The 19,990-nt window shown below is 43.1% G+C and carries 19 protein-coding genes and 2 pseudogenes; 3 read left to right on the forward strand and 18 right to left on the reverse strand.

What is annotated here, in order from left to right; all coding sequences use genetic code 11:
* Positions 1-5 precede the first annotated feature (5 nt).
* The 9 genes and pseudogenes from PDUR_RS04575 to PDUR_RS04620 form a co-directional block, all read right to left on the reverse strand.
* Positions 6-2,816, reverse strand: coding sequence for a contractile injection system protein, VgrG/Pvc8 family (locus PDUR_RS04575; RefSeq protein WP_052410042.1), 2,811 nt, complete (start codon positions 2,814-2,816; stop codon positions 6-8).
* A gap of 24 nt (positions 2,817-2,840) precedes the next feature.
* Positions 2,841-3,245 (reverse strand): DUF4280 domain-containing protein, encoded by a 405-nt coding sequence (locus PDUR_RS04580; protein ID WP_081949386.1) that lies wholly within the window; start codon positions 3,243-3,245, stop codon positions 2,841-2,843.
* A 30-nt stretch (positions 3,246-3,275) separates the two neighbouring features.
* A complete protein-coding gene (locus PDUR_RS04585; RefSeq protein WP_042205289.1) occupies positions 3,276-3,905 on the reverse strand; it encodes a hypothetical protein in 630 nt (209 codons plus the stop codon).
* 12 nt (positions 3,906-3,917) lie between these two features.
* The gene (locus tag PDUR_RS04590) at positions 3,918-4,430 is read right to left on the reverse strand and encodes an imm11 family protein (RefSeq protein WP_042209062.1); all 513 of its coding nucleotides are present in this window, start codon (positions 4,428-4,430) and stop codon (positions 3,918-3,920) included.
* A 9-nt stretch (positions 4,431-4,439) separates the two neighbouring features.
* Complete coding sequence (locus PDUR_RS04595; RefSeq protein ID WP_042205290.1) at positions 4,440-5,543, reverse strand: pentapeptide repeat-containing protein; 1,104 nt, start codon at positions 5,541-5,543, stop codon at positions 4,440-4,442.
* Between the two features lie 20 nt (positions 5,544-5,563).
* Complete coding sequence (locus PDUR_RS04600; protein ID WP_042205291.1) at positions 5,564-7,093, reverse strand: contractile injection system protein, VgrG/Pvc8 family; 1,530 nt, start codon at positions 7,091-7,093, stop codon at positions 5,564-5,566.
* A 483-nt stretch (positions 7,094-7,576) separates the two neighbouring features.
* Positions 7,577-8,185, reverse strand: a complete 609-nt coding sequence (locus PDUR_RS04605; protein ID WP_042205292.1) for a transglutaminase-like domain-containing protein — start codon at positions 8,183-8,185, stop codon at positions 7,577-7,579.
* Between the two features lie 12 nt (positions 8,186-8,197).
* Positions 8,198-8,650, reverse strand: a pseudogene (locus PDUR_RS29655) (N-acetyltransferase).
* Positions 8,651-9,206: 556 nt separating this feature from the next.
* Positions 9,207-9,986 carry a hypothetical protein gene (locus PDUR_RS04620; protein ID WP_042205294.1) on the reverse strand — a complete coding sequence of 260 codons (780 nt, stop codon included), beginning with the start codon at positions 9,984-9,986 and terminating at the stop codon, positions 9,207-9,209.
* Positions 9,987-10,073: 87 nt separating this feature from the next.
* Between PDUR_RS04620 and PDUR_RS04625 the strand changes: the two genes are divergently transcribed.
* From PDUR_RS04625 to PDUR_RS28545, 3 genes are all read left to right on the forward strand, one after another.
* Positions 10,074-10,937: a hypothetical protein gene (locus PDUR_RS04625; protein WP_052410044.1), complete on the forward strand. Its 864-nt coding sequence runs from the start codon at positions 10,074-10,076 to the stop codon at positions 10,935-10,937.
* A gap of 253 nt (positions 10,938-11,190) precedes the next feature.
* Positions 11,191-11,658 (forward strand): NUDIX hydrolase, encoded by a 468-nt coding sequence (locus tag PDUR_RS27095; protein ID WP_052410046.1) that lies wholly within the window; start codon positions 11,191-11,193, stop codon positions 11,656-11,658.
* Positions 11,659-11,913: 255 nt separating this feature from the next.
* Complete coding sequence (locus PDUR_RS28545; protein WP_156130301.1) at positions 11,914-12,252, forward strand: hypothetical protein; 339 nt, start codon at positions 11,914-11,916, stop codon at positions 12,250-12,252.
* Between the two features lie 11 nt (positions 12,253-12,263).
* Here PDUR_RS28545 and PDUR_RS04640 read toward each other — a convergent pair whose 3' ends face one another.
* From PDUR_RS04640 to PDUR_RS28550, 9 genes and pseudogenes are all read right to left on the reverse strand, one after another.
* The gene (locus PDUR_RS04640; protein ID WP_042205295.1) at positions 12,264-12,551 is read right to left on the reverse strand and encodes a hypothetical protein; all 288 of its coding nucleotides are present in this window, start codon (positions 12,549-12,551) and stop codon (positions 12,264-12,266) included.
* Positions 12,552-12,876: 325 nt separating this feature from the next.
* Positions 12,877-13,401 carry a hypothetical protein gene (locus PDUR_RS04645; protein ID WP_042205296.1) on the reverse strand — a complete coding sequence of 175 codons (525 nt, stop codon included), beginning with the start codon at positions 13,399-13,401 and terminating at the stop codon, positions 12,877-12,879.
* Positions 13,402-13,403: 2 nt separating this feature from the next.
* Positions 13,404-13,847, reverse strand: a complete 444-nt coding sequence (locus PDUR_RS04650) for a hypothetical protein (protein ID WP_042205297.1) — start codon at positions 13,845-13,847, stop codon at positions 13,404-13,406.
* A 70-nt stretch (positions 13,848-13,917) separates the two neighbouring features.
* A complete protein-coding gene (locus PDUR_RS04655; RefSeq protein ID WP_081949388.1) occupies positions 13,918-14,817 on the reverse strand; it encodes a transposase in 900 nt (299 codons plus the stop codon).
* Positions 14,818-15,357: 540 nt separating this feature from the next.
* Entirely contained in the window at positions 15,358-15,765 is a 408-nt protein-coding gene (locus PDUR_RS04660; RefSeq protein WP_042205298.1) for a hypothetical protein, read from the reverse strand.
* Positions 15,766-15,776: 11 nt separating this feature from the next.
* Complete coding sequence (locus PDUR_RS30270; protein ID WP_407944311.1) at positions 15,777-16,850, reverse strand: deaminase domain-containing protein; 1,074 nt, start codon at positions 16,848-16,850, stop codon at positions 15,777-15,779.
* Positions 16,851-16,891: 41 nt separating this feature from the next.
* Positions 16,892-18,158: pseudogene (locus PDUR_RS30275) on the reverse strand (adhesin); the annotation flags it as partial.
* 229 nt (positions 18,159-18,387) lie between these two features.
* Entirely contained in the window at positions 18,388-19,125 is a 738-nt protein-coding gene (locus PDUR_RS04670) for a hypothetical protein (protein WP_042205299.1), read from the reverse strand.
* Complete coding sequence (locus tag PDUR_RS28550; protein WP_156130303.1) at positions 19,122-19,622, reverse strand: hypothetical protein; 501 nt, start codon at positions 19,620-19,622, stop codon at positions 19,122-19,124. The genes PDUR_RS04670 and PDUR_RS28550 overlap by 4 nt, the downstream gene beginning before the upstream one ends.
* Positions 19,623-19,990 lie beyond the last annotated feature (368 nt).

A 19,990-nucleotide genomic window follows, 5' to 3' on the forward strand; every position in this document is an offset into this window, starting at 1 on the left:
ACCTACTATTCAGGATAAAATTGACCGACTCGTCCTTTGTTAAAACCAACCACATATTCTACACCATTATATGTTCCCTTTATTTGATAACTAAAGGTTGTACCATTTTTCAATAAGGTGTCCCGATTTTGCATCATAATAGATTCTATAGCATTTGCTACTTCATCAATTGACATATCTTTATTTAGGAAGGTCTGTTTTGTTTTTATTGAGCCATCCCAATATTCAGGATGATGCCTTTCAAGAATGTGCTTCATTCCCCGTTTGTCTAATAGGAAGTTTTGATTTCCAAATATGAATTTTTTGCTTTGGAAATTGTCGAGAGCATTCACCACTTTACTAGGTTCAGCTTTACCTGTCCCCTCAGCACTTCTCCCCGTATACTCCCCTGATTCTAACGCATTTTTTTGCCTTTGTCTTTCCGGCGAGAGATTTCCACCCGAACCTTTGGAATTCGTATGAGGCTCGGGGCCATGATCATGGAAACTCCAGCGTCCTCCAGCTGTTGCAGGAGTAAGGGAGCCAAACCCCAGGTTCATCTTTTGGGCTATGCTTTGTAGGAAGCCTTCCAGGGATGTGGGACTGTTCGGGATGCGGATGGCATTGGTTTTTAATTTTCCATCTCCGGCCTTGGCTAGAGCGGAGTCCGCTTTCGCTGTGTCCCCGAGTAATGCAGCGGGGCCGCTTTTTCCGCCGCTTTGTTCCTCCACATCCTTGTGTCCTTTAGACAGAGAGGCTTCTTCTTTGCCTAGCTTTCCTAGATTCCTAGCGAGTTTAGCTCCTCCCTTAGCAACCGTAATTATATCTACTGCACGTTCTACAGCTTTTACACTGTCATATCCCGCATCGTAACTTTCCTGTTTGGTATCGGTCAACGGGTTGGGGATGAAGTTATCCCATTTTTTTGCGAAAGGCTCTGTCACGCTATCCCATACATAATTAGCGTCATTTTTAGCTTCATTTCCAACGTTGATAAATCCTTGTTTTACGTCAGGTGCGTTCTTAATGATTTCGACATACCGAGCACCTTTCTCAACGCCTTTCTCAATACCCTGCTTAATCCCTTCTACTGTCTCGTTGCGTTCCAGAAAACCTTTGCCCGTGACGTTACCAGGCATGACCAAAGGAGTCATGATCATGACCCCGATGTCTGCTGCATCGACAGCCGAGTTCCAGACTCCTTTTACAAAATCGACAGATGCATCCCATTCTCCCTTCAGCGTTTGACCTACATTACCAACAACAATACTTGCCATAACCGCTTGGATTCCCTTTTCAGCCACCTGCTTCTCAAAATCAGATAAGAGCGGCTCCGGATAGGACTGGTGCACCGAGGCTTGAAGCAAAATCTCCGAGCTAAGGTTGTTCACGCCTTCTTCAAGGTCCAGCGCGTCGGTTGTTGTATTCAGGTGCAGACCATCGGTCCCCTTGAGCAGGATGCTTCCGGCAGAGAGACTCAGGCTGCCTGTCGCTTGAATCTGCATATTCTGTGTACTTTGAAGAGTCACGCCGTGATCGGTATTCATGGATATGTACAATGAGCCTTCCTGAGCGCTTATGTTCAGCTCCGAGTTCCCTAAGGCCACTTCTTTACCCTGCGGATTAGCGAAGGATTTGACCCCGGGATCGGCCATTTTACGATGGTGCCGTTCGGCAGGCGTTTCCGCTGCGGCTCCCTGAATCGTGTCGGATGCAGGGGGAGGGAGAGCAGCACCAGATGGTTTCGTACGCACCGATTGAATAACCATGGCATCGTCTTCGTCCGCAGTGGGAAAATACAGCTTCACCTGCGCGCCTTTTTCAGGCATAAGATACCAGACCTGATTGCCTTCAGCGGAGTAGGGGAACCACTGGGCATCTGTGGGGTCCTGCTGGTCGTCCATATCCAAATGCAGCCGAACCTGATTCCGGCTCACTTCCAGTATTTTGCCTTCAATCGCTGCACCAATGATGGTCTGATTATAAGTTTTGGCAACGGTCACGCCTTGAGGCAAGGCGCATTCATACGACCAGGTCATTACGCCGCTTGTCATTGTGCCGGTCCGTTTGGTAATGACGTAGGTGAGGCCAGACCGCTTGACTTCATCTCCCGGCTGCAAGATTTCCTGCATTTCGAAGGTGTACCCTGTATAGTCACTGGCCGAGGTATTCGTCCTCCCGTTAGCCGCATGGTTTAAATAGGGTGCAATCCGCCGCCGCATTCGAAACGGCACATCCTCTAAAGCGATCTGGCGCCTGGCTTCCGGAATTCCGATCCAGATTTGAATCTGGTGAGCGGTGATATTGGGCAGAAGCCTGGCTCCAGCATGGGAAGCCAGACGCTGTAAAAAGCTCCAATCCGTTTCCTGATACTGCATGATGAATTGGTTCGTCGGTCGATTCCCGAACGCTTCATCCAACTTATCGGAGCCGGAATAATCGGACAGCACCGCGTCAATGATATCAACGTATTGTTGGTTCACTTGCTGGAAGGAACGGTTATTGAGTTCGGTATCCAGCTTGAAGCTGTGGGAGATAACCTGGATCGTGACTTGTATTTCCTGATGAAGATGCACGATATCTACACTGTACAACTGCCCCATGAATAAGGGATGCTGACCGCCTGTGTCTGTATACCAGAGTTCGATTTCATCCATACTGCTCGCCCTGGCTACTATCGCATCTTCCTGATTGGGCTGAATACGGCCTGTAATCCACAATCTGGCGTGTTCTCCAAGCTCGTGGGTCATTTTAACCTGATTTAAGCGCACGTCGCCGTAGGGCCAGATGAAGTTGAGATGTTGATAGGTTAAGAGAGCTGTTGGTGATACGTTCATACCTTGGACTCCTCGCTTCGTAAACTAACTATTTTGTCCGTCATCCAGAATCGAGATGATGCCGCCGCCTCCTGGACAAGAACATATTAATGTGGACTTGCTGAGTAAGGCGTGTTCCCCCTCGATCAGCACATTTTCTTTGCCGTGAGTCCATTTGGTCCCAAAAGCAATTTCGGGTTTACAGGGAAGACCATACTTCCGCTCACATAAGCCAAAGGCGTATTCCTTACTGATATGCGCTCCGGGTATGGCATCGGCAACGTTTAAGACTGGTTTATCCTTGATGTAAATTCCATGGCTGTACATGGCATTCAGCACCCCTGGGTATGTACCTTGACTGCATTGTAAAGTGGCTCCTCTCACCACGTAGGAATATTCTTCGCCAAGTACACCAAGCACTAATGCGCGCAGCAGTATGGGCAGCAGCATGTGATTTCCTCCTTAGATAAAGGTATACAATCAAGAATGCTCCGACCATGTCGCGGTGTGCAGCATGGCATAGGTTAAGGGAACCCATAAGGGAGCATCCTCCAACTTAAATTGACAACTCCCGATTACAGCCTTGCCCCGCCAGGAACGCACAAAGGCAATCTGGTAATAGGGAGAGGGTGAGACTAGAAAAATAGATTCATAACAGCCGATTATAGCGTCCTGAATGGAAAGGGCTTTTTCATCTACCAGCTTCATACTCGGTTGAACACGACTCATTTGCTCTATCATCTGTTGTTGATAGATTTCCACTTGCGAAGGGTTTAGTTCTTGCTCGCTTTGGTGAAGACCAAACAGGATTCCGTTAGGCTTGTCCTGAATGACGTAGCTTCCCGGTTGATCTTTCGTCTGTTCAGCCCGAGGCTCTGGAATCCAAGAACTCGGCAGGAATATCGTAAGTTGATTATCGTAGAGATGAAGAGCTTGGAATTGTATTTCCTTTCCATCTGGCAGTGTCAAACAGCCTGTAGGAATTTTCTCTATCGCTTCTTCAATGGATATCATCATCCAGTCCTCATCGCTCTCAGCCGCGTCTAACTGCTCTTTCAAGGCTTGTTGATTATGCAGCTTTAAAAAAAATTCATCCCAATACTCTGTCAATGTCCAGCCTCCTTAGGAAAGTTCTACCTTTTGCAACTGAAAGCCGCTCAAGCTACGGCGAAGCAAGCTTTCGGCAGCCTCCAAGCTAACAATAAAATAAGGTTCCCTCACGTTGGACAGTCGGAAAAAATGGTGTCCTCTGACCTTTTGGCTATCCAGCACAAGGTGTTTCAGGGTTTGGTTATGCGGATAAAACTCGGTATGCTCCGAAATCACGTCTAGATCAGGGACATGTGGAATCCAATATAGCTCCTGACGGCTTTGTTCCCGGTTCACGATATACAACTGTTTAAAACGTGCCTGTGTATTGTATAGTTCTAAAATCCGTTTCATGGGATCGGAAAGCAGTGGTTGTGATGCTGAAAAAGGCTGCCAATCCGTATACTCTGCATCCGCCGCCGCATGAACATCCAAAACCTGAGCCGGGACCATGCGAACAAATGGTGTTTTTAAAAGGTCGATATTCACAGGTTCAATGCTACAGGAAATACGGCTGTCATCGAGCAGTACATAATAATGGCGCATATACATTCCTTACTCCGTCCACACGATGGACTGACGCTGTATATCACTGAGCTTCCATTGCTGTTGGTACTTTAAAGGGATTTTGGTCCCATGCATCGAAGCTCCCTCAAAATAGGCATGTTCAAAGGAATGTATATCCGTAAAATCAGCCTCATCCAGATTTGCGTGTTCAAAACGTAGCCCACACAGCCCCGGCACCCGGAGTCCATGATCCCGATATGCTTGTCCGCTGGCCCCTCTGAAATTGGCCCCCTTTAGATCGCTATACCGAAAATCAGCATCGCTCAGTAGACAACCCTGAAAGCTACCCCCTTCTACATTTGTTTGTTGCCAGCGGCTTCCGATCAATACACAGGCATGAAACTGGCTTCCCCGCAAATCACTGTAGCTAAAATCGTTGTAACGGAGGTCTTTTTCTATAAGGTGCAGATGGGGGAGAGAGAGATTCTTTATATTTTCGTATATATATGACTCTTCTTTACCCGCTTGCGTCAGTTGTTCTCTCACCGCATCCGTATTAGCATTTTTTTGATCCTCGACATACAAATTTTCGCTGATATCCCTAAACTCACCCGTCCGTATTAGCAAACGCCCAGCCTTATGAATGGCTTGATACTCAGGGGTTTGAACAGCTTCTGTAATCGCCAGGCGCATGATGGAACTCACAAATTGGTGAAAGAAAGGTGTGGATTCCAGCATCAGTCGTTCGATGTCCGCAGGGCTGAGTACCCCCATATATTTTTTTCGTTCTTGCTCCAATGCTTCCAGCATGGTAGTAAAATGGGTATAAACCCAGGAGGCATCATAGGATAATCGACAGTCGGCTTGATCTTCATACCATTTGCCAGAATAAGCCTCAACCATGTACAAGCAGGATTGTTCCAGAATCTGAGTTCGCAAAAAAGAATAGTGTATATAGGCAATGGGTTCTTTTTCCCCTTGCTGTTGCATCCTCAGAATATGAGAGCATAGCTTTTGAAAGGATGCCGTAAAATTCGAAATAAATTGAGCCTTGCCATGGTGAAACTCCGCCTCCAATGTCTCCATCTGTATTTCCAGCAAGGGCAGGTAATGGTGTTCGTAAAAATGTTGAAGCGCCTGTTGTTTATCCATTGGCTGTTTCCCTCCTCCAATTAGTTCATTTTGATCTCAGTCCCGGAGAAGGTTGTCGTTTTATCCAGCGTAATGCTGTTGCCATTGCCGGAAAGCTCGATTTTCCCGGCAGACAGCTGAAGAGTGCCTGATGACATCGAGAGCTGGGAGGTGGCGCTGATATTGATATTTTTTCCACTTACAATATCAATTCCACTTTGGTCGCTGATCGTAATGGACATATCACTAGCGGAAATCACGATTTTATCCGGGGCCAGCATGATTTCCTTGCCATATTTGGTCCGCAGCGTCTTAATGGCGGGATCAGCCATACGATCTCGATCTGGCTCAGGAGCTGCTGCCGGCAGAGACGAAGAAGAGTTTGATCCGTCAGACGAAGCAGATGCAATCGAATGCGTTGAGGTTGCTGTTCCATGTCCAGAAGTCGCAGACGATTTTCCTGACGAATGCTGCGGTTCCCTTTTGACCGAGCTGATGGCGTATCCTTCTTCCTCCTTATAGCTGGGGAAATAGATGCGGATGCTGTCGTTTTCCTCTGGCATGCAGTACCAGCCGGTGTTATCTGCAGACGCATAGATGGTAGAGTAGGGGAACCAGTAATCGGTGTTCGGGTCCTGCTGATCGTCCATGTCCAGCTTGGCGCGGATTTTGTCCCGGTGAACGCTGAGTACCTTGCCTTGAATGGAAGCCCCGATGATCGAGCGGTTGTATTCTTTAATAGGACGTAATCCGCTTCGTGGGGACAGCTTGCACGTATGCGCCAATATACTATCCTTCATTTCCGTCAACACTTCGGCCACCAGCAGGTGATGCCCCTTAAAGGTGACTTCATAGCCGGGCTCCAGTAAAGTTTCCGTCTTCACCTCATACTGGATAAAATCCTCATCCCGCACGCCGGGAATATGATTATCCGAGGCGGTTTGGAAATCCGCGATCCGTTTGGACACCTTATATTGGGCCGCTGTGATTTCTCCCTTGCTTAGACCCGTGGGCAGGCCAACATAAAACTTGGGCACTCCATAACCTACCGCAGGAATGAGCGGAGAATAGAAGTGGGAAGCTATCCGTTTTAGAAATTGCCAGTCGGTTTCGTCGTATTGCATAATAAACGTGCCTATGGGTGTATTATGGGTCGCGACATCCAGCGCTTCCGCTTTGGGGTAGGCGGACAAGATGCTCTCAATAAGGCCGTTATAGGTGAGCTTGGGATTTTGAAAAGATCGTTTATGCCGCTTGATGTCGAGCTCGTATGTATGGGATATCGCTTCAAAGGTCAGGTAATGAACGCCGTGGACCACGTTCTCCTCCACATCCAAGACAATGCCCCGAAAGAGGGGATGGCGGTTGCCGGAGTTGTCCATGACAAAGGCTTTGACCTGAGTCTCTTCATCCGAAGCACGAATGTAGCTCTCGCGTCTTTCATCGGAAATAATTCCGGTACAGACCATGCGGGCGTGGTCGTTTACGGTTTTCACAATTTTAAGCTCTTGAAGATGAGTAAATTCATAGGGCATGATTTCGATATGACCGTAAGTTATGGTATCTTTCATGGGATCTGTCTCCTTTTGGGATAGTTTGTATCCGTTTTGCCGCTTTGGAAAATCCAGTATATGCATATATCGGTTAAAATAGAGCTGCATTTTACAAAAAGACCCACTAGTTAGGAAATTTTTAATGTTTATTTTTGGAAGGTGGGTATAATTTGCGGAATCGACAAGGGGCAGGAAGCTTACCTGATCTGAGGCTGTTAAGAGGGGAAAGTGTTCCTTGGTGATGGAGTTTTCTATAGGAGGACCATATATCCTTTTCACCGTCTCGACACATGTGGAGTGTTGCTCACTGTTGGTCAGGAGAGACTAATAGTTGAGATGTATTGGCGGAAATAGCAAAGAGGGGGTGAACCCCTCTTTTTTTGTTGTTGAGTCTGCAATCGTAATATGTCAAGTCATGAACAAAAATATGACCGCCATTTAGGTATAGGCGGTCATGAGATTATTACTCTATTATTCTATTAGTTCAATAAAAATTTAAGGCTACAAATCTGAAGGCAAACCATAAAGATACATCGTAGTACAATCTGAATTTTGAAGTAATACGGTGGTTGTTTTTATGTTTGGTGTCGTGTAAATCACAGGATAATCCATTTCATCGTATACATCACGTATAGGAAAAGCCAATTTCTCTTCTTCTAGTGAGAACTGAGCATCTACCCCCAATTTATTTCCACGTGCATCTAAACGAATCCATTTTCCAATTGACCTGAGGTAAACGGCATTTAACGCATGGATAACGTAACCTGTATCAGGAGTATCTCCTAAAGTTAGACGTTGGTAACAGAAACCAGTTGGTATTCCTTGGCACCTTAATAAAGCACACAATAGATTCGATTTTGCATAACAAATTCCTTCTTTGAAGAAAAGGACTTCAGATGCTCTGCATGTAATGCGTGAACTTTGAATATCCCACGAATGAGATATGTTATCACGAACAAATTCAAAAGCGGATTTAACAAATTCAATTTCATTTAACGATTGGCTATATAATTCTGCTGTTATATCTTTTATCGAGAAATGACTATAATCAACTTCTTCAGTTTCTTCTAAATAATCATCTAGGTTACTGGATTCACATGTTAGTTCCATTCTTTTCCTCCCTCAAACGTTTATTTGCATTGCAATTTCATCACATGACTTGATTTTTGAACAATTAATACAATCCTTCCATATTTTTTGTGGCAATTTGTCTTTATCTACAATAAAAAATCCACATTTATGAAAGAAAGCATCTTGATAAGTTAATGATATTAATCTTTTTATTTCCAGTTTTCTTGTTTCTTCAATAATTTTATTTACTAATAACTTGCCAATTCCTCAGAGTGCTAGATTAGGGTTTACAACCAATGAACGTATTTCTACTAAGTCAAAATCTAATATATGTAAACTGGTCACTCCGACTATTTTAGTATTTTTAACTGCCACATAGAAGCATTGTAAGTGTTCGTAAATAGATGCACGAGTACGATGTAATAGTTGTCCCTGAACTGCGGACTGTTCTATTAATTTATATATCGCCTCTGAATCACTCATTACTGCCTTTCTTATCAGCATGTATAAACCCCCTCTGCTAAAATGGAAACTATTTGAAACGACATTAATAATTATGCAACACAATGGATATTTATTCAATACAAATTTTAGTTTAAAGTACGGTCATAAATCTAGGATTTCTTGCTCTCTTCAAGGCGCTTATCTTACATCTATCGAATATTCAAAAAATTTCAGGAGTGTCAAACAGCCATAAACTCTGTTGTAGCCTGCATTTGTCGATGGCTAGGCAATGGGAGGGGGTACACAGTACATTGCTCAGAAGCTAAATATGAACGTCTGAGCGATGTATGCTGGACGAACTAACCGAGTTGACAGACAGCTCGAGGTCACGGAGATGGCACTGGCCGGCGTTCCTTGGAGGGAGCGGCAGATCATCCGGCAGGTGTTCTTCAGCCTGGACGATGAGGCCGCTAGCACCACCGCCCTGGAGCTTTCAGTACGGCGACTGCAGCAGGAGGTTCAACAACACTGTGGACGCGTTCTCCGGGGCGCTGGAGCGCGTCAGGCAAAATCAAATCAGAAATGTAGCCTCTCCGATCCGCTGACGTGGCTATTATTATTTCAAATTCTGTAGGTAATCAATCATTTCGTAATCGCCATTCTGTTCCAGTGAGGATAGAACAATTTCAGGAGATCTCAAATATGAAAGTATCACATATTCAACAGTTAATTGCTTATATTTCTCTAACGAGATGTCAAGCAACTTTACTGCTTCGGAGTGTTTCTCTTCATCGAGTTGGCCTTTTTTATACTCGGTTATAAAATCCCCGTTCGCCTCATAGATGAATTCGATCATTTGTCTCATTGAATTTAAAAGCATTAGAAAAAATTGATCAACCTCTTGGGGAACAAAGATTCCCCCTATAAAGTTTGTAGCAGCTTTATTAGTATGGGCGTAGTTACTTAATTTGCTATACATTGCTTGAGAGGTTGTATTTCCATCAACAGCTATCCGTCTCTCCTTGGGTTTGATGCGGCCTGGACTCTCTCCTTTTAGCCAAGCTGATATCTTGTTTGGCTCATCTACAAAAAATTTAAGCAATGATGATAACTCTGTATTATGCCTGAACAGAACGAGAAATTCATACTCCAATCCAAGGCATATCATTTTGTAGCAGCCGACCGAACTATTTAAGAATCGTTCTGTTAGATCCGTATTTGCTAACTCTAATTCAGTTGAAATATTAGGAGATTTGATACAGCTTGTTAAATAAACAAGGTTGATTGTATCCCAGAATAACTGATCCCGATCTCCGAGATATTCAAGGATCTCTGCATGTTTAGATTCGTCTTTGTATAATCCACTCACTTCAAATTTTTCAGGTATTTCTCTCAATTGATATTAGCCCGCCTCTTTGCAGATTTTTATATGGAACTAAGTAACTGGTATAATATACCTATCACATGGGAAATGAGGATTGCTATGCAAAATGATGAAAAAGTTTTAAACATAGGACTGGTTATGCCCATCGCTGCTATTGATGATTACTCAGCCGAACACTGGAAAGATGTAAAAAGCATCTTGGTGGAAGCTGTTTCAAACCTTCCAGGATATATTACAGAAACCAAAATTGTAAGTGAAGGTGAAAGCATTGGACTAATACATAAAAGAATAGTTCAAGGTTTGTATAATTCGGATATAGTAATTTGTGATGTTAGCTGTAAGAATCCTAATGTTATGTTTGAACTTGGATTAAGATTGGCGTTCGATAAGCCGACGATTATTGTTAAGGATGATAGAACACCTTATTCATTCGACACAGGTGTTATTGAACATTTAGAATATCCTAGAGATTTAAGGTTTAATAGAATTCTAGATTTTAAAGCACAATTAGCAAATAGAGTTCTTGCAACATACGAGAATTCTAAATCCGATTCAGAATATTCCCCCTTTCTTAAAAGTTTTGGTACTTTTAAGATTGCAACAATTGAGCAGACGGAAACATCCGCTGACAGGCTGATATTAGAGACTGTTCTCGATGTTCAGACCCAAATTGCAGGGTTAAAATCAGAAATAAAATCAGAAATAAAAGTGGAAAGACAGGCAAGTAAAATTGTAAGTATTGATTTGGCTTCTCTTGCACTCGCCCTTCAATCCGAAGTATATATAGTTATGAGAGACACGAACAAAAACTGGAGGGATTTTTCTTATACAGACTTGAGGAATATGATCTTAAGCCGAACTAAAATCGATATTGTGCTAAAAGCCAGTGAGCAGAATTTCCGAACCGCGATGTTGACGGTCTTGGAGTATATGGATGATGTTTTGAGTTATGAAAAAAATTAAAACCTGATACACTGTTTGAACAATTATTGATGTGAATCTGATGTAAAAAATGATGTGAAATGCACCTAACAGCCGACAACGTAGCACACTCCTCAATGAAAATCATTGATTCTGCGCGGTTTCTTGGCACTATAACAGAAGCCCTAATAATGGGGCAGTTACCCGCAGACGAGTCATGTGGAGAGTGTGGTGTTGATGTCAAGAAAAGATTAAGTTATATATGAAGAAAACTTATATTAGGTGGCGTTTGGTTATGATAAAAGATTGGCACTTTAGAGACGAAACTTCCGTATGTCTTTTCAGAACAGTTGGTGTATTATTACGAAATAACAAAATTCTTGTTCAATGCGATGATGGTATATATGCCTTACCTGGAGGGCATGTAAAAATTGGTGAAACGTCAGAAGAAACACTTATAAGAGAATACAAAGAGGAAACAGGGGCAAAAATTATATGTAACCGCCTTCTTTGGGTGGAAGAAACATTTTGGGCATGGGGCAATAAAGATGCTCATGGAATCGTTTTCTATTATCTAATTTCATTAGAAAACAACGCCGATATACCTGATGACTATTTTATATCGCAAAAAGACAACTGCAATATTATGCTAAAATGGGTTTCGATAGAGGAAATGAAACAGCTACAAATTTATCCAACTTTCATCAAAGAAAAAATCGATAATATTCCAGATGGCATAGAACGCATTATTAGTTTTGAATAGCGTAAAACATCGGCGCACGATAGGTGCTACGTAATAAACAAAAATCCACATCTGAAAAGATGTGGTTATCCTTGGAGGCAAAAGGCCCTTCATTGGCAAAACGAACGTATTAGACGTTGGCTTCCCTCATTCGGGTGCAACAGGCGTTGAGCCTTTAGATCATGAAGCTCGCAGCGTGTGCAACCCTGTATCGATGCCAACAGAAGCCCTCACTTCATGCGTAAGCTAAGTGGGGGAGAGTTCACCCTATAAATCATGGAACAATTTAAATCGGACTTGAAGGGACTGGTGAATCTCAAGTTAAGAAATCAGATTGATGAGGCCGTATACAGTGAAGAAAACGTGAGAATCTCAAGTGAGCTGAACGAACTTCGGCAACAGAAAATCCTGCTGAAGAAGGATAACGACCACAAGATACAAATCAAGGATCGTGTAGATGAAATAATTCAGGTATTAAGTTTACGGCAAGATGTACTGATACAATTTGATGATAACCTATTCAATGCGTTGGTGGAGAAGATAACCATTCTCTCACCAGCGCTTTATTTTTTTACCAAGAAGAGCGGCTTGAACATAGACGAAATCTTGAACTAACGAAGTATAGGCTAACGAACATTTGCGGGTTGCATGACGGGAAGGATTAAGCGAATCCCGTACTTGACTCCTTCGATATAGATCGACTGCTTGTGCTGGCTTTGCTGATATCCCATCACTTCTTCCCATTCCGATAACAAATGCTGAATTTCATCACTTTGGCGATTTTTGAATTGCTCGAATTGAGTAAATAGGAGCTCGTCATCTGGCGAACATGAAGCCTGTTGTTCACTAGCGAGTTCTAATTCGTAAAATCGCTTGCGTAACGCTTCCTGAAGCCAATCCGGCCAATCTGACATATTGTACTCCCCCTCCTGTGGTTGGAATGTGTGAATGTTAACTCTGATGGGAGTAGATGGCAAGTTGTGTTTTGTTTAAAGACCTGTTGGTACTGTGTAATTTTTAAAATGAATATTGTTGGCTTGTTCGCTATTACCTTACTCTTTAATTTTGGGCATGCAAAAAAGCTCATTCCTAACTCATGATTCAAGTTGGAATAAGCCTTTGAAAGTTTATCAAGTGGTTGTCAAGTTGTTTTGTGTTTGGTTTGTTGTTGTATTGTACGATCTTGTTGTTAGGCCTGTAAACAGGTTTATACTAAAAAATCTCCTACTGACACTAATATTAAGTGAAAACTCTACTCCATCCATATTTTTTTGTATTAAGCATATATTCTTTGACAGGTATAAAATTAGCACTGTTTAATTCAATAGATACATTCGATCTGGTTACTATAGATAAGTCACATCTACCGTAGGGCCATGCGAGAGTTCCCTCTACTTCATAAATATTTTTATCATCCCGTTGATATACATCACCCCAGGTTTTGTTTATTTTCATTAAGCTTTTATCTGGCCAACTTAGTTTGGGGTAAGGAGGCTCCTTACTAAATAATTCGACTTCTATGTTTCCACCAGTAACATCATGAAATGTGAGCCTAGAGTAGCCTGAAACATAAATATCATCATTGAAGGGTTTAGTATATTCAGTTAATCCATACGCTTCTAAACCATATACACTAATAGGTAGAGTTATCCCCCAGACATCTAGTACCAACTTAGTAGAAGACATTGAAGGGTAATCAATGTTTATTGTGGATTCACCCAAATAAATCAACTCAAATCTTTCATTGGAAATATTTAATATCAAGTTTATTTCAACCTCCTTAAAATTACTTCTAATTGTTTACTTAATGCCTTCTCACTGAAAGCATCACCGCTAGTTGTTTTCTGAGTTCCAAACATTAAATCATCTGAAGCCTTCCCTTTGCTTACCAATTCAAAACCGTATTTCGAAAGCTCCTCATCATTCATTTTATATATTTTGCTGAAATAAGGGTTTTTCTCTCCACCTACTATTTTCAGTAAGCCTCCTGGCTCGATTACTCGTGGAATATCACCTTCAAGAGCATTATAACCATGTGGATTTTGCACAATTACCTCTGCCTGTGAACCTGTTTTGATTCCAACCAAGTTATTGGCATCCATTACTTCAACACCCTCAGCTCGTGGATCAATATCCCCATTCCTGTATCCTGGTCGAGGGTTATCTCCTGCACCTACATTTAGCCTATTACTTTCATCAAGTTTTCCCATCCTCTAAGTAGTAATCTTAAACTCTACAAAAGGAAAGGCGGCAACTGTTTTACCAATTACCACCATTATATCAGCTTGCTTGACGCTCTGTTAGAATTGCCGCCGCCCGATACTCTGTCTTGTTCTTCATCATGCTGTAGATGATGTTTACAAGCCTTCTCATGACGCATATGAGGGCATGCTTCTTTGTCTTGCCTTCTGCTAGCTTCCGTTGGTAGAACTCGTAGAACAAGGGATTACGCTGTCCCTTGTTCTTTCCTTTTGCAACTTGGATTTGCTGTACGGCTAGGTTATGGAAAATGCCGTTCAGCACTCGGTTTCCTTGACCGCTTGCTTGGTCTTTGCCCTTGCCGCCCGAACTAAACCGGACAGGGGCGATTCCTGCAAAACGGGCTAACTTGTCGGCATTGGAGAATCGACGAATATCTCCGATTTCAGCGACCAGTTCTCCCGCTGTAACGGTGCTAATTCCATCCATCGACTCTAGCTTGTAATCAGTCTGTTCCAATACCTTCCGAAGCTGTTCCTCGATTTGCTTGATGAGTTCCCGACTTCTCCGCATATCCTTAACCATGTTGACGATGAGGAAATCCCTGTATTCTTGGAAGTTCCTCTTTGTCTCGCCATCCTGCTTCACCAATTCCAGTATTTCTCCTGCCTTTCGGGTTGAGCAGGTGTTATGACTCGCTTTGCGTAGACGTTCTACTGATTTGGAACTGCATCCAACATTTCGGGCAATCATCTCAATGGTGGGGTAGCACTGGCTCTGGTCGCTCATATACGCGACAATATCGACGAGAATCAACTTTTCGTATTGGCTTAAGCCGTAACAGCGATGGATTTTATGCGGCAGAATTGTATATCCTTTGTGATGTCCTGTAAAGTTGCTTTCCTTGGCAACTTCGTCCATGTACGCATTAGCGGCTTTGTTATTCTTAGTCAACCAGAAGTCGTTGTACTTCGTTTTCATATGCAATCCCTTCCTTCTTGTGTAGTTATGCCGCCCTCGGCGGCTGTGGAGTAAGGAAGGCGGCTAGCCTGAACGTATCCTTACCTGTTTTCTATATCAACTGGTCGTCACCAGATTGTTCGTTCACGATAACCATCGCGGCAAGTAGCCAGATTGTTGCGGACAATTTGCAGATAAGTCCTGACAATATTATTAGTCGGGCTATCCTAACTTTTTGTTGCGATGGCTTAGACAGCTTATCTATCGGGGCGGCGTATTCTACAATTGCTTAGCATTTTGAAAAACCGCAAGATAACGAAGATAACAAAAAACAGGTCAATCATGGTGGTATCTGACCATAATCGACCTGTTTTATGTAACGCTTTAGCGTTAATTAGGTTATGAAATTAAAGCATTTGATGTGCGTACAAACAAAATGACGAAATCTTCATACGGGTATTGCATGGGTTAGATGTGTTATTGGTTGAATGATGGGTTCATTCGTCACTGGGTAGCCCCCACATGATTATGTTCGTAGCAACCACCTATACAACACTAAAATTAATCAACTTTCAAACCTAAGATGTATTCTACTCTTGATTTAGTAGAATCGCTTGTCTCCCTGATTTTGTATTCATCTTTATTATTAATTAATTTTTTACAGATTTGAATGTCTTGCAACAGCTTTTCAATGTCATTTTTATCTATATACTCTTCAAATTTAGTGTTTTCCAGATAACCATCCAATTTAGAATATATAAAATCAGCAATTTCTTTATATTTTAAACTCTCTATTGCAATAGAAACAAAATATAATGTTTTAGTAAACAAACTATCGTTTACTATTCTCCAATCTTCTTCCAAAGTTTTTGCTGAAACCTGCGCCACATTTAAACCTTCTTCTTCAATATATTCCTCAAAGTCTAACACTATAGATGATTTTATTGATTCATAACTTGTCATGTTCATATCATCAGTCCTTATCTCATATTTTTAGAATATACATTTAACTGAATATTTGGGAACTTACGTCTAAATTCCATAATTAAATTTGAACAACTTTGACATGCATCTAGTTCTGTAAACAAATCTATTCGCCCTTTAACATTAGGGTCTTTTATTTGAGAAGCAATATCTTCAAGAATCTTTGCCTCCGTGTCATTAAATCTTGGAAATTCATCATCAACATAGGTTTCCAATGACTTATCAACTTTAGAATAACTGAAATCTCCAACATTACTACCAACGCTATCAGAGGAATGAATCTGACTGTGTGCTTGAAATTCTTTATTAATACCAGGAATGCTTACATCTGCCACTGCGACATTTCCACTACTTAACTTTCTTAGTTTTCTATCAAGTTTATCTCTCTGTGTTTTTGAGAGATTTTTGTATTCGTCGGAATTTCTTATTTTTTCTATTTCTCTGTTAATATCGCCTCTAACATTTTGAGTTTTCTCATATAAGCTATCTATTGTCCGATTAGGTAATCTATTTTCACCCGTCCCCTCAGCCTCTTTCACAGGCTTCGAATTTAAAGCTTGGGATGACTCTGCTGTTTGGATTTCGGGGACAGTGTCTTTCCATAGAGATTTAGGATTAAAGAATAAGCTGCCTCCCTCTATGATCCCTAATGTATTAATAATATTCGACCAATGCTCGGGTGACCAAGCATCTTCAGGAAACATGGCTTCTCGAATGGTGCCGTGGAATCCGAGGGTCAGCCAATTGGCTGTGTCATTTGGTGAATCAAATGCCTTATTTGCTCTTTCCACATAACTTAGATACATCCCTTTAGGGATGCCTAACGACAAATAATCCAAAAATGCGTCAACTGAATCGAATTTTTTTTGATTCCTTTCTGCTGCGGCATAATAAACTCCTTTTCCTAATTGGATTAGGCTGTCTCCGGATTCCTTAAACATATCGCGTAATATGTCTGCTTGTTCTATGGCTACTTGCCCGTTTATTATTGCACTGCGCCCCGTTTCTTGCAGATAGCGTTCCCACCAAGACTTAGGCGCCTCTGCTTCTGGCTTCGCTTGCTGAGCCATATAGCGGTCATAATTGGCTTTCCAGCGGCTTCTCACCTCAGCAGGGATCTGGCGATAGGCATGTTGTAGGGCATTCGCCTCGTTTAGCAGGTTTTTCACCAGCTCTAGTGGGCCGCCGGAATGGGCGATGTGACGCGCACTCGTAAATACCTTTCCCCAAATCCATTTGCTGTAGTAGGCTTGTTTGGCCTTCTCATGCTCATAGTGGCTGATGAGTCCCTGTAGCGCCAGGCCCGCCAAGTGTTTCAGCGGATGCGGGCCTCCTTTGGCGCCGCCTCCGGCACGGCTTGTTCCCGTGCTTCGAACAGGGATCGCACCGGTGACTTGCAACACCGTTGCGGCTACTTTACCTGCAGGTCCGCCAAGCGTATTTAAGAGCACTCCTGCCACTTTCCCGACGACCGGAATGGAGCCTAAGAGCTTGGACACCGCACCGAGCAAACCATCGGCTTGCTTTTGCGCGGCCGGGCTGGTGACCTTCGCCGCAGGAGTAGGAGCAGGGGCCGGGCTGCTGGATGACGCCTGAGCGGCTGCTGCAGCTTGTGCCGCCTGATATGCCTGGATGCTCATTAACGGCGGTTCCGGAATCGGAGGGAGGTCGGCTACAAAGACCGGAGCTTTGACCGTCCCTTCCTGCTGAATCACCGGGGCTTTGAAATCCGTTTCACCATCCAGCACCATGCTGCTAGCGCCGCCTTTCAGATACAGGGCGGTTCCAGCTTCTAGCGACAGTTGCTGACCCGCCTTAAGGTTCACGTGACCCCCTTGAATCTGTACATTCCCCAGACTGCTGACCGTAATGCCGCTCTCCTCGTTCAACATAATAGAAAGTTCACCCGAGGTGGAAAGGGTCAGCTCTTGCCCGGACATCTCTACACCGCTTCCTTGCGCGTGCTGCCACACCTTTACATCCGGTGGGCCATGGACGTGGCGCTGTTGGCGGAGGGAATCGGTCACATAAGCATCCTGCTCCCGGTTTGTCGGCAGATACAAGTTCACTCGTTCCCCGATTTCGGGCATATCGTACCAGCCGCTGTGTTCTTCCGCGGCATAGCGGGTTGCTGCCGGAAACCAGCAGGCTTTGGTTGGGTCTTGCTTAGGATCAATATCCAGTTGAAGCTGCATAAAATCCTGCTGGACCTTTAGCACCGTTCCCGTTAGCGAAATCCCGGTGACCCGGTCGTTCTCATACCGGGCATAGCGGATATCCGTCTCGGCTTGCAGATCGTAACGGGTACGCAGTAAGCCATCTGCTAACGTGGTGACCGCCCGCACGACGGCCAGCTCCTTGCCTTGCCCGACCGGTAATATTTGTGAATAATGCAAGAAAACGAACATAATAAAACAGGTCAATTATGGTGGTGCCTGACCATAATCGACCTGTCCAATGTAACGCTATTACGTTAGATAGGGTTATACTTCTTTCAGTTTTTATGTGCGTATAGCTCAAATCGTAAAAACTTCCTACAGGTAAAATAAAGTTTCTTAGTAATGCTGAGGTAAGGCGCTCATTCTGGACTGGGTAGCCCCCTAAAGGTCAATCCATATAATCTATGACATTCAATATTGTATCTCTCAAGGCAATATAGTTCGTTCCTTCATAAGGCAATATTTCCTCGTATATTTTTGTAAATAATTTTTTTAACTCTGTTTCTTCGATTTGAGCAACTTCATTTTCCATCATTTCTACTAATTCAAGAAAAAGGCTTAATTTCAGGGAGAAGTCAGGTTCAACAGTTCCCCTCTCCTCAACAAAGTGAATGCTATCAGAAACAACATGCTTACTAGCATTTACAAGAACAAATCCAACCATTTCATCATTTTGCAGAACAAAAGAAAAGTTCTCAGTCATGTCCACTAAAACAACTCGCTCTAATTTATCCCATTTCTCTGAATAAGAAATTATCTTATCCTCTCTAGGATAATATTCTGTTATATAGGACAATTGACTGTTGAAATTTTTCTTTTCTCTTAATTTAATGCTCCCGTGTTTTACCTCAATCTGTTTTATATCCGATTCTTCTTTGATAATATTTATGGGTTCTGTTAGTTTTATTACAGCCCCAGAAAACTTTAAATCATCTTTATTGAATAAAATAGTATCCGCATCAGACCACAACCAATCAAAACTTCCATATGAATTTTTTTTTAGTTCTTCTATGTCTTTGTAATCTTTTGCCTTACCAATCCAGATGATTTGACTGGATAAATACCATCTTATCTCTTCATTAATAATGGTTTGAATGTTATCAATTATTAATTTCATAATTTTCATGGCATTATTTGAGTCGCAGGCGGCATAGTTCCTCCACTAGGAGTGGGAATAGTTCCTTTTACTATTGAGTCATGTGTGACGGGCATACCAGGATCTGTCGGTTTTCCACCAAAAATAGCAGCACCACTTTCACCCCTTGCCCCATCTGGTCCATAACTAGTAATTACATTCCCTTTGGAACTACCTTTACTCTCAACTATTACCACATTGTCCCCTTTCCTATATATCAAATTTTGAGAATTGTTGCCTGAAACATATACTGCGTCAGGCTTTGATAAAATCTCTAGCTCTTTCTCTTTTCCAAGTCTACCGTGGTAGTTACTTGCATATTTAATTTTTCCGTCCTTGGCTTTACCACTAATATCGGATGCAGATTTAGCCTGCTTCTCGAACCCTTTAGGTTCACCTTCAGCTTTCCCCGTCCCCTCAGCCTTAGGCGGTTTCTCCTTTGGTTTGCTCGGCTTGGAAGAACCAGGTTTCCCTTCACCTTGTATCATTTGCCAAAGCTCCGCCGAGCTTTGTCCGGTGTTGGAGGCTCCGCTGTAGGCCAGCTTCCCTCCATGGGTCATAAGGCCAGCGGATGCGGCTGCCGTAAGTAAGGCTGCTGGCGTTAATACGCCCGTAGGAGTCATTGCCACGGAAAGGCCTTCTCCTCCCGCACCAGCGATGAATTCCAAACCGCCTTGCACAGTGGTGACTACGTTACCTGCAACTTCTCCTGCCTTGCCCGCTATGGGATGCTTAGGGTGATAATCGCGTTGCTGGTATAACCCCATGAACATGTTGACCCTAATGGTTTCATTCGCTCCCTGGGCAAAATCCCAGAGGATTTCCCCTTGAAGCTGCGCGGCTTCTCTCTGGGCCT

The sequence above is a fragment of the Paenibacillus durus genome, assembly GCF_000756615.1.
Taxonomy (GTDB): Bacteria; Bacillota; Bacilli; order Paenibacillales; family Paenibacillaceae; genus Paenibacillus_AQ; species Paenibacillus_AQ durus.

What these genes read in the sequence shown, in the direction of transcription:
- PDUR_RS27095 (WP_052410046.1), top strand. Translation starts at nt 11,191, where the DNA reads ATGATAAAAGATTGGCACTTTAGAGACGAAACTTCCGTATGTCTTTTC.
- PDUR_RS04590 (WP_042209062.1), bottom strand. Translation starts at nt 4,430, where the DNA reads ATGCGCCATTATTATGTACTGCTCGATGACAGCCGTATTTCCTGTAGC.
- PDUR_RS30270 (WP_407944311.1), bottom strand. Translation starts at nt 16,850, where the DNA reads ATGGCTCAGCAAGCGAAGCCAGAAGCAGAGGCGCCTAAGTCTTGGTGG.
- PDUR_RS04660 (WP_042205298.1), bottom strand. Translation starts at nt 15,765, where the DNA reads ATGAACATGACAAGTTATGAATCAATAAAATCATCTATAGTGTTAGAC.
- PDUR_RS04650 (WP_042205297.1), bottom strand. Translation starts at nt 13,847, where the DNA reads ATGGGAAAACTTGATGAAAGTAATAGGCTAAATGTAGGTGCAGGAGAT.
- PDUR_RS04600 (WP_042205291.1), bottom strand. Translation starts at nt 7,093, where the DNA reads ATGAAAGATACCATAACTTACGGTCATATCGAAATCATGCCCTATGAA.
- PDUR_RS04655 (WP_081949388.1), bottom strand. Translation starts at nt 14,817, where the DNA reads ATGAAAACGAAGTACAACGACTTCTGGTTGACTAAGAATAACAAAGCC.
- PDUR_RS04595 (WP_042205290.1), bottom strand. Translation starts at nt 5,543, where the DNA reads ATGGATAAACAACAGGCGCTTCAACATTTTTACGAACACCATTACCTG.
- PDUR_RS28545 (WP_156130301.1), top strand. Translation starts at nt 11,914, where the DNA reads ATGGAACAATTTAAATCGGACTTGAAGGGACTGGTGAATCTCAAGTTA.
- PDUR_RS04580 (WP_081949386.1), bottom strand. Translation starts at nt 3,245, where the DNA reads ATGCTGCTGCCCATACTGCTGCGCGCATTAGTGCTTGGTGTACTTGGC.
- PDUR_RS04575 (WP_052410042.1), bottom strand. Translation starts at nt 2,816, where the DNA reads ATGAACGTATCACCAACAGCTCTCTTAACCTATCAACATCTCAACTTC.
- PDUR_RS04605 (WP_042205292.1), bottom strand. Translation starts at nt 8,185, where the DNA reads ATGGAACTAACATGTGAATCCAGTAACCTAGATGATTATTTAGAAGAA.
- PDUR_RS04640 (WP_042205295.1), bottom strand. Translation starts at nt 12,551, where the DNA reads ATGTCAGATTGGCCGGATTGGCTTCAGGAAGCGTTACGCAAGCGATTT.
- PDUR_RS04625 (WP_052410044.1), top strand. Translation starts at nt 10,074, where the DNA reads ATGCAAAATGATGAAAAAGTTTTAAACATAGGACTGGTTATGCCCATC.
- PDUR_RS28550 (WP_156130303.1), bottom strand. Translation starts at nt 19,622, where the DNA reads ATGATACAAGGTGAAGGGAAACCTGGTTCTTCCAAGCCGAGCAAACCA.
- PDUR_RS04670 (WP_042205299.1), bottom strand. Translation starts at nt 19,125, where the DNA reads ATGAAAATTATGAAATTAATAATTGATAACATTCAAACCATTATTAAT.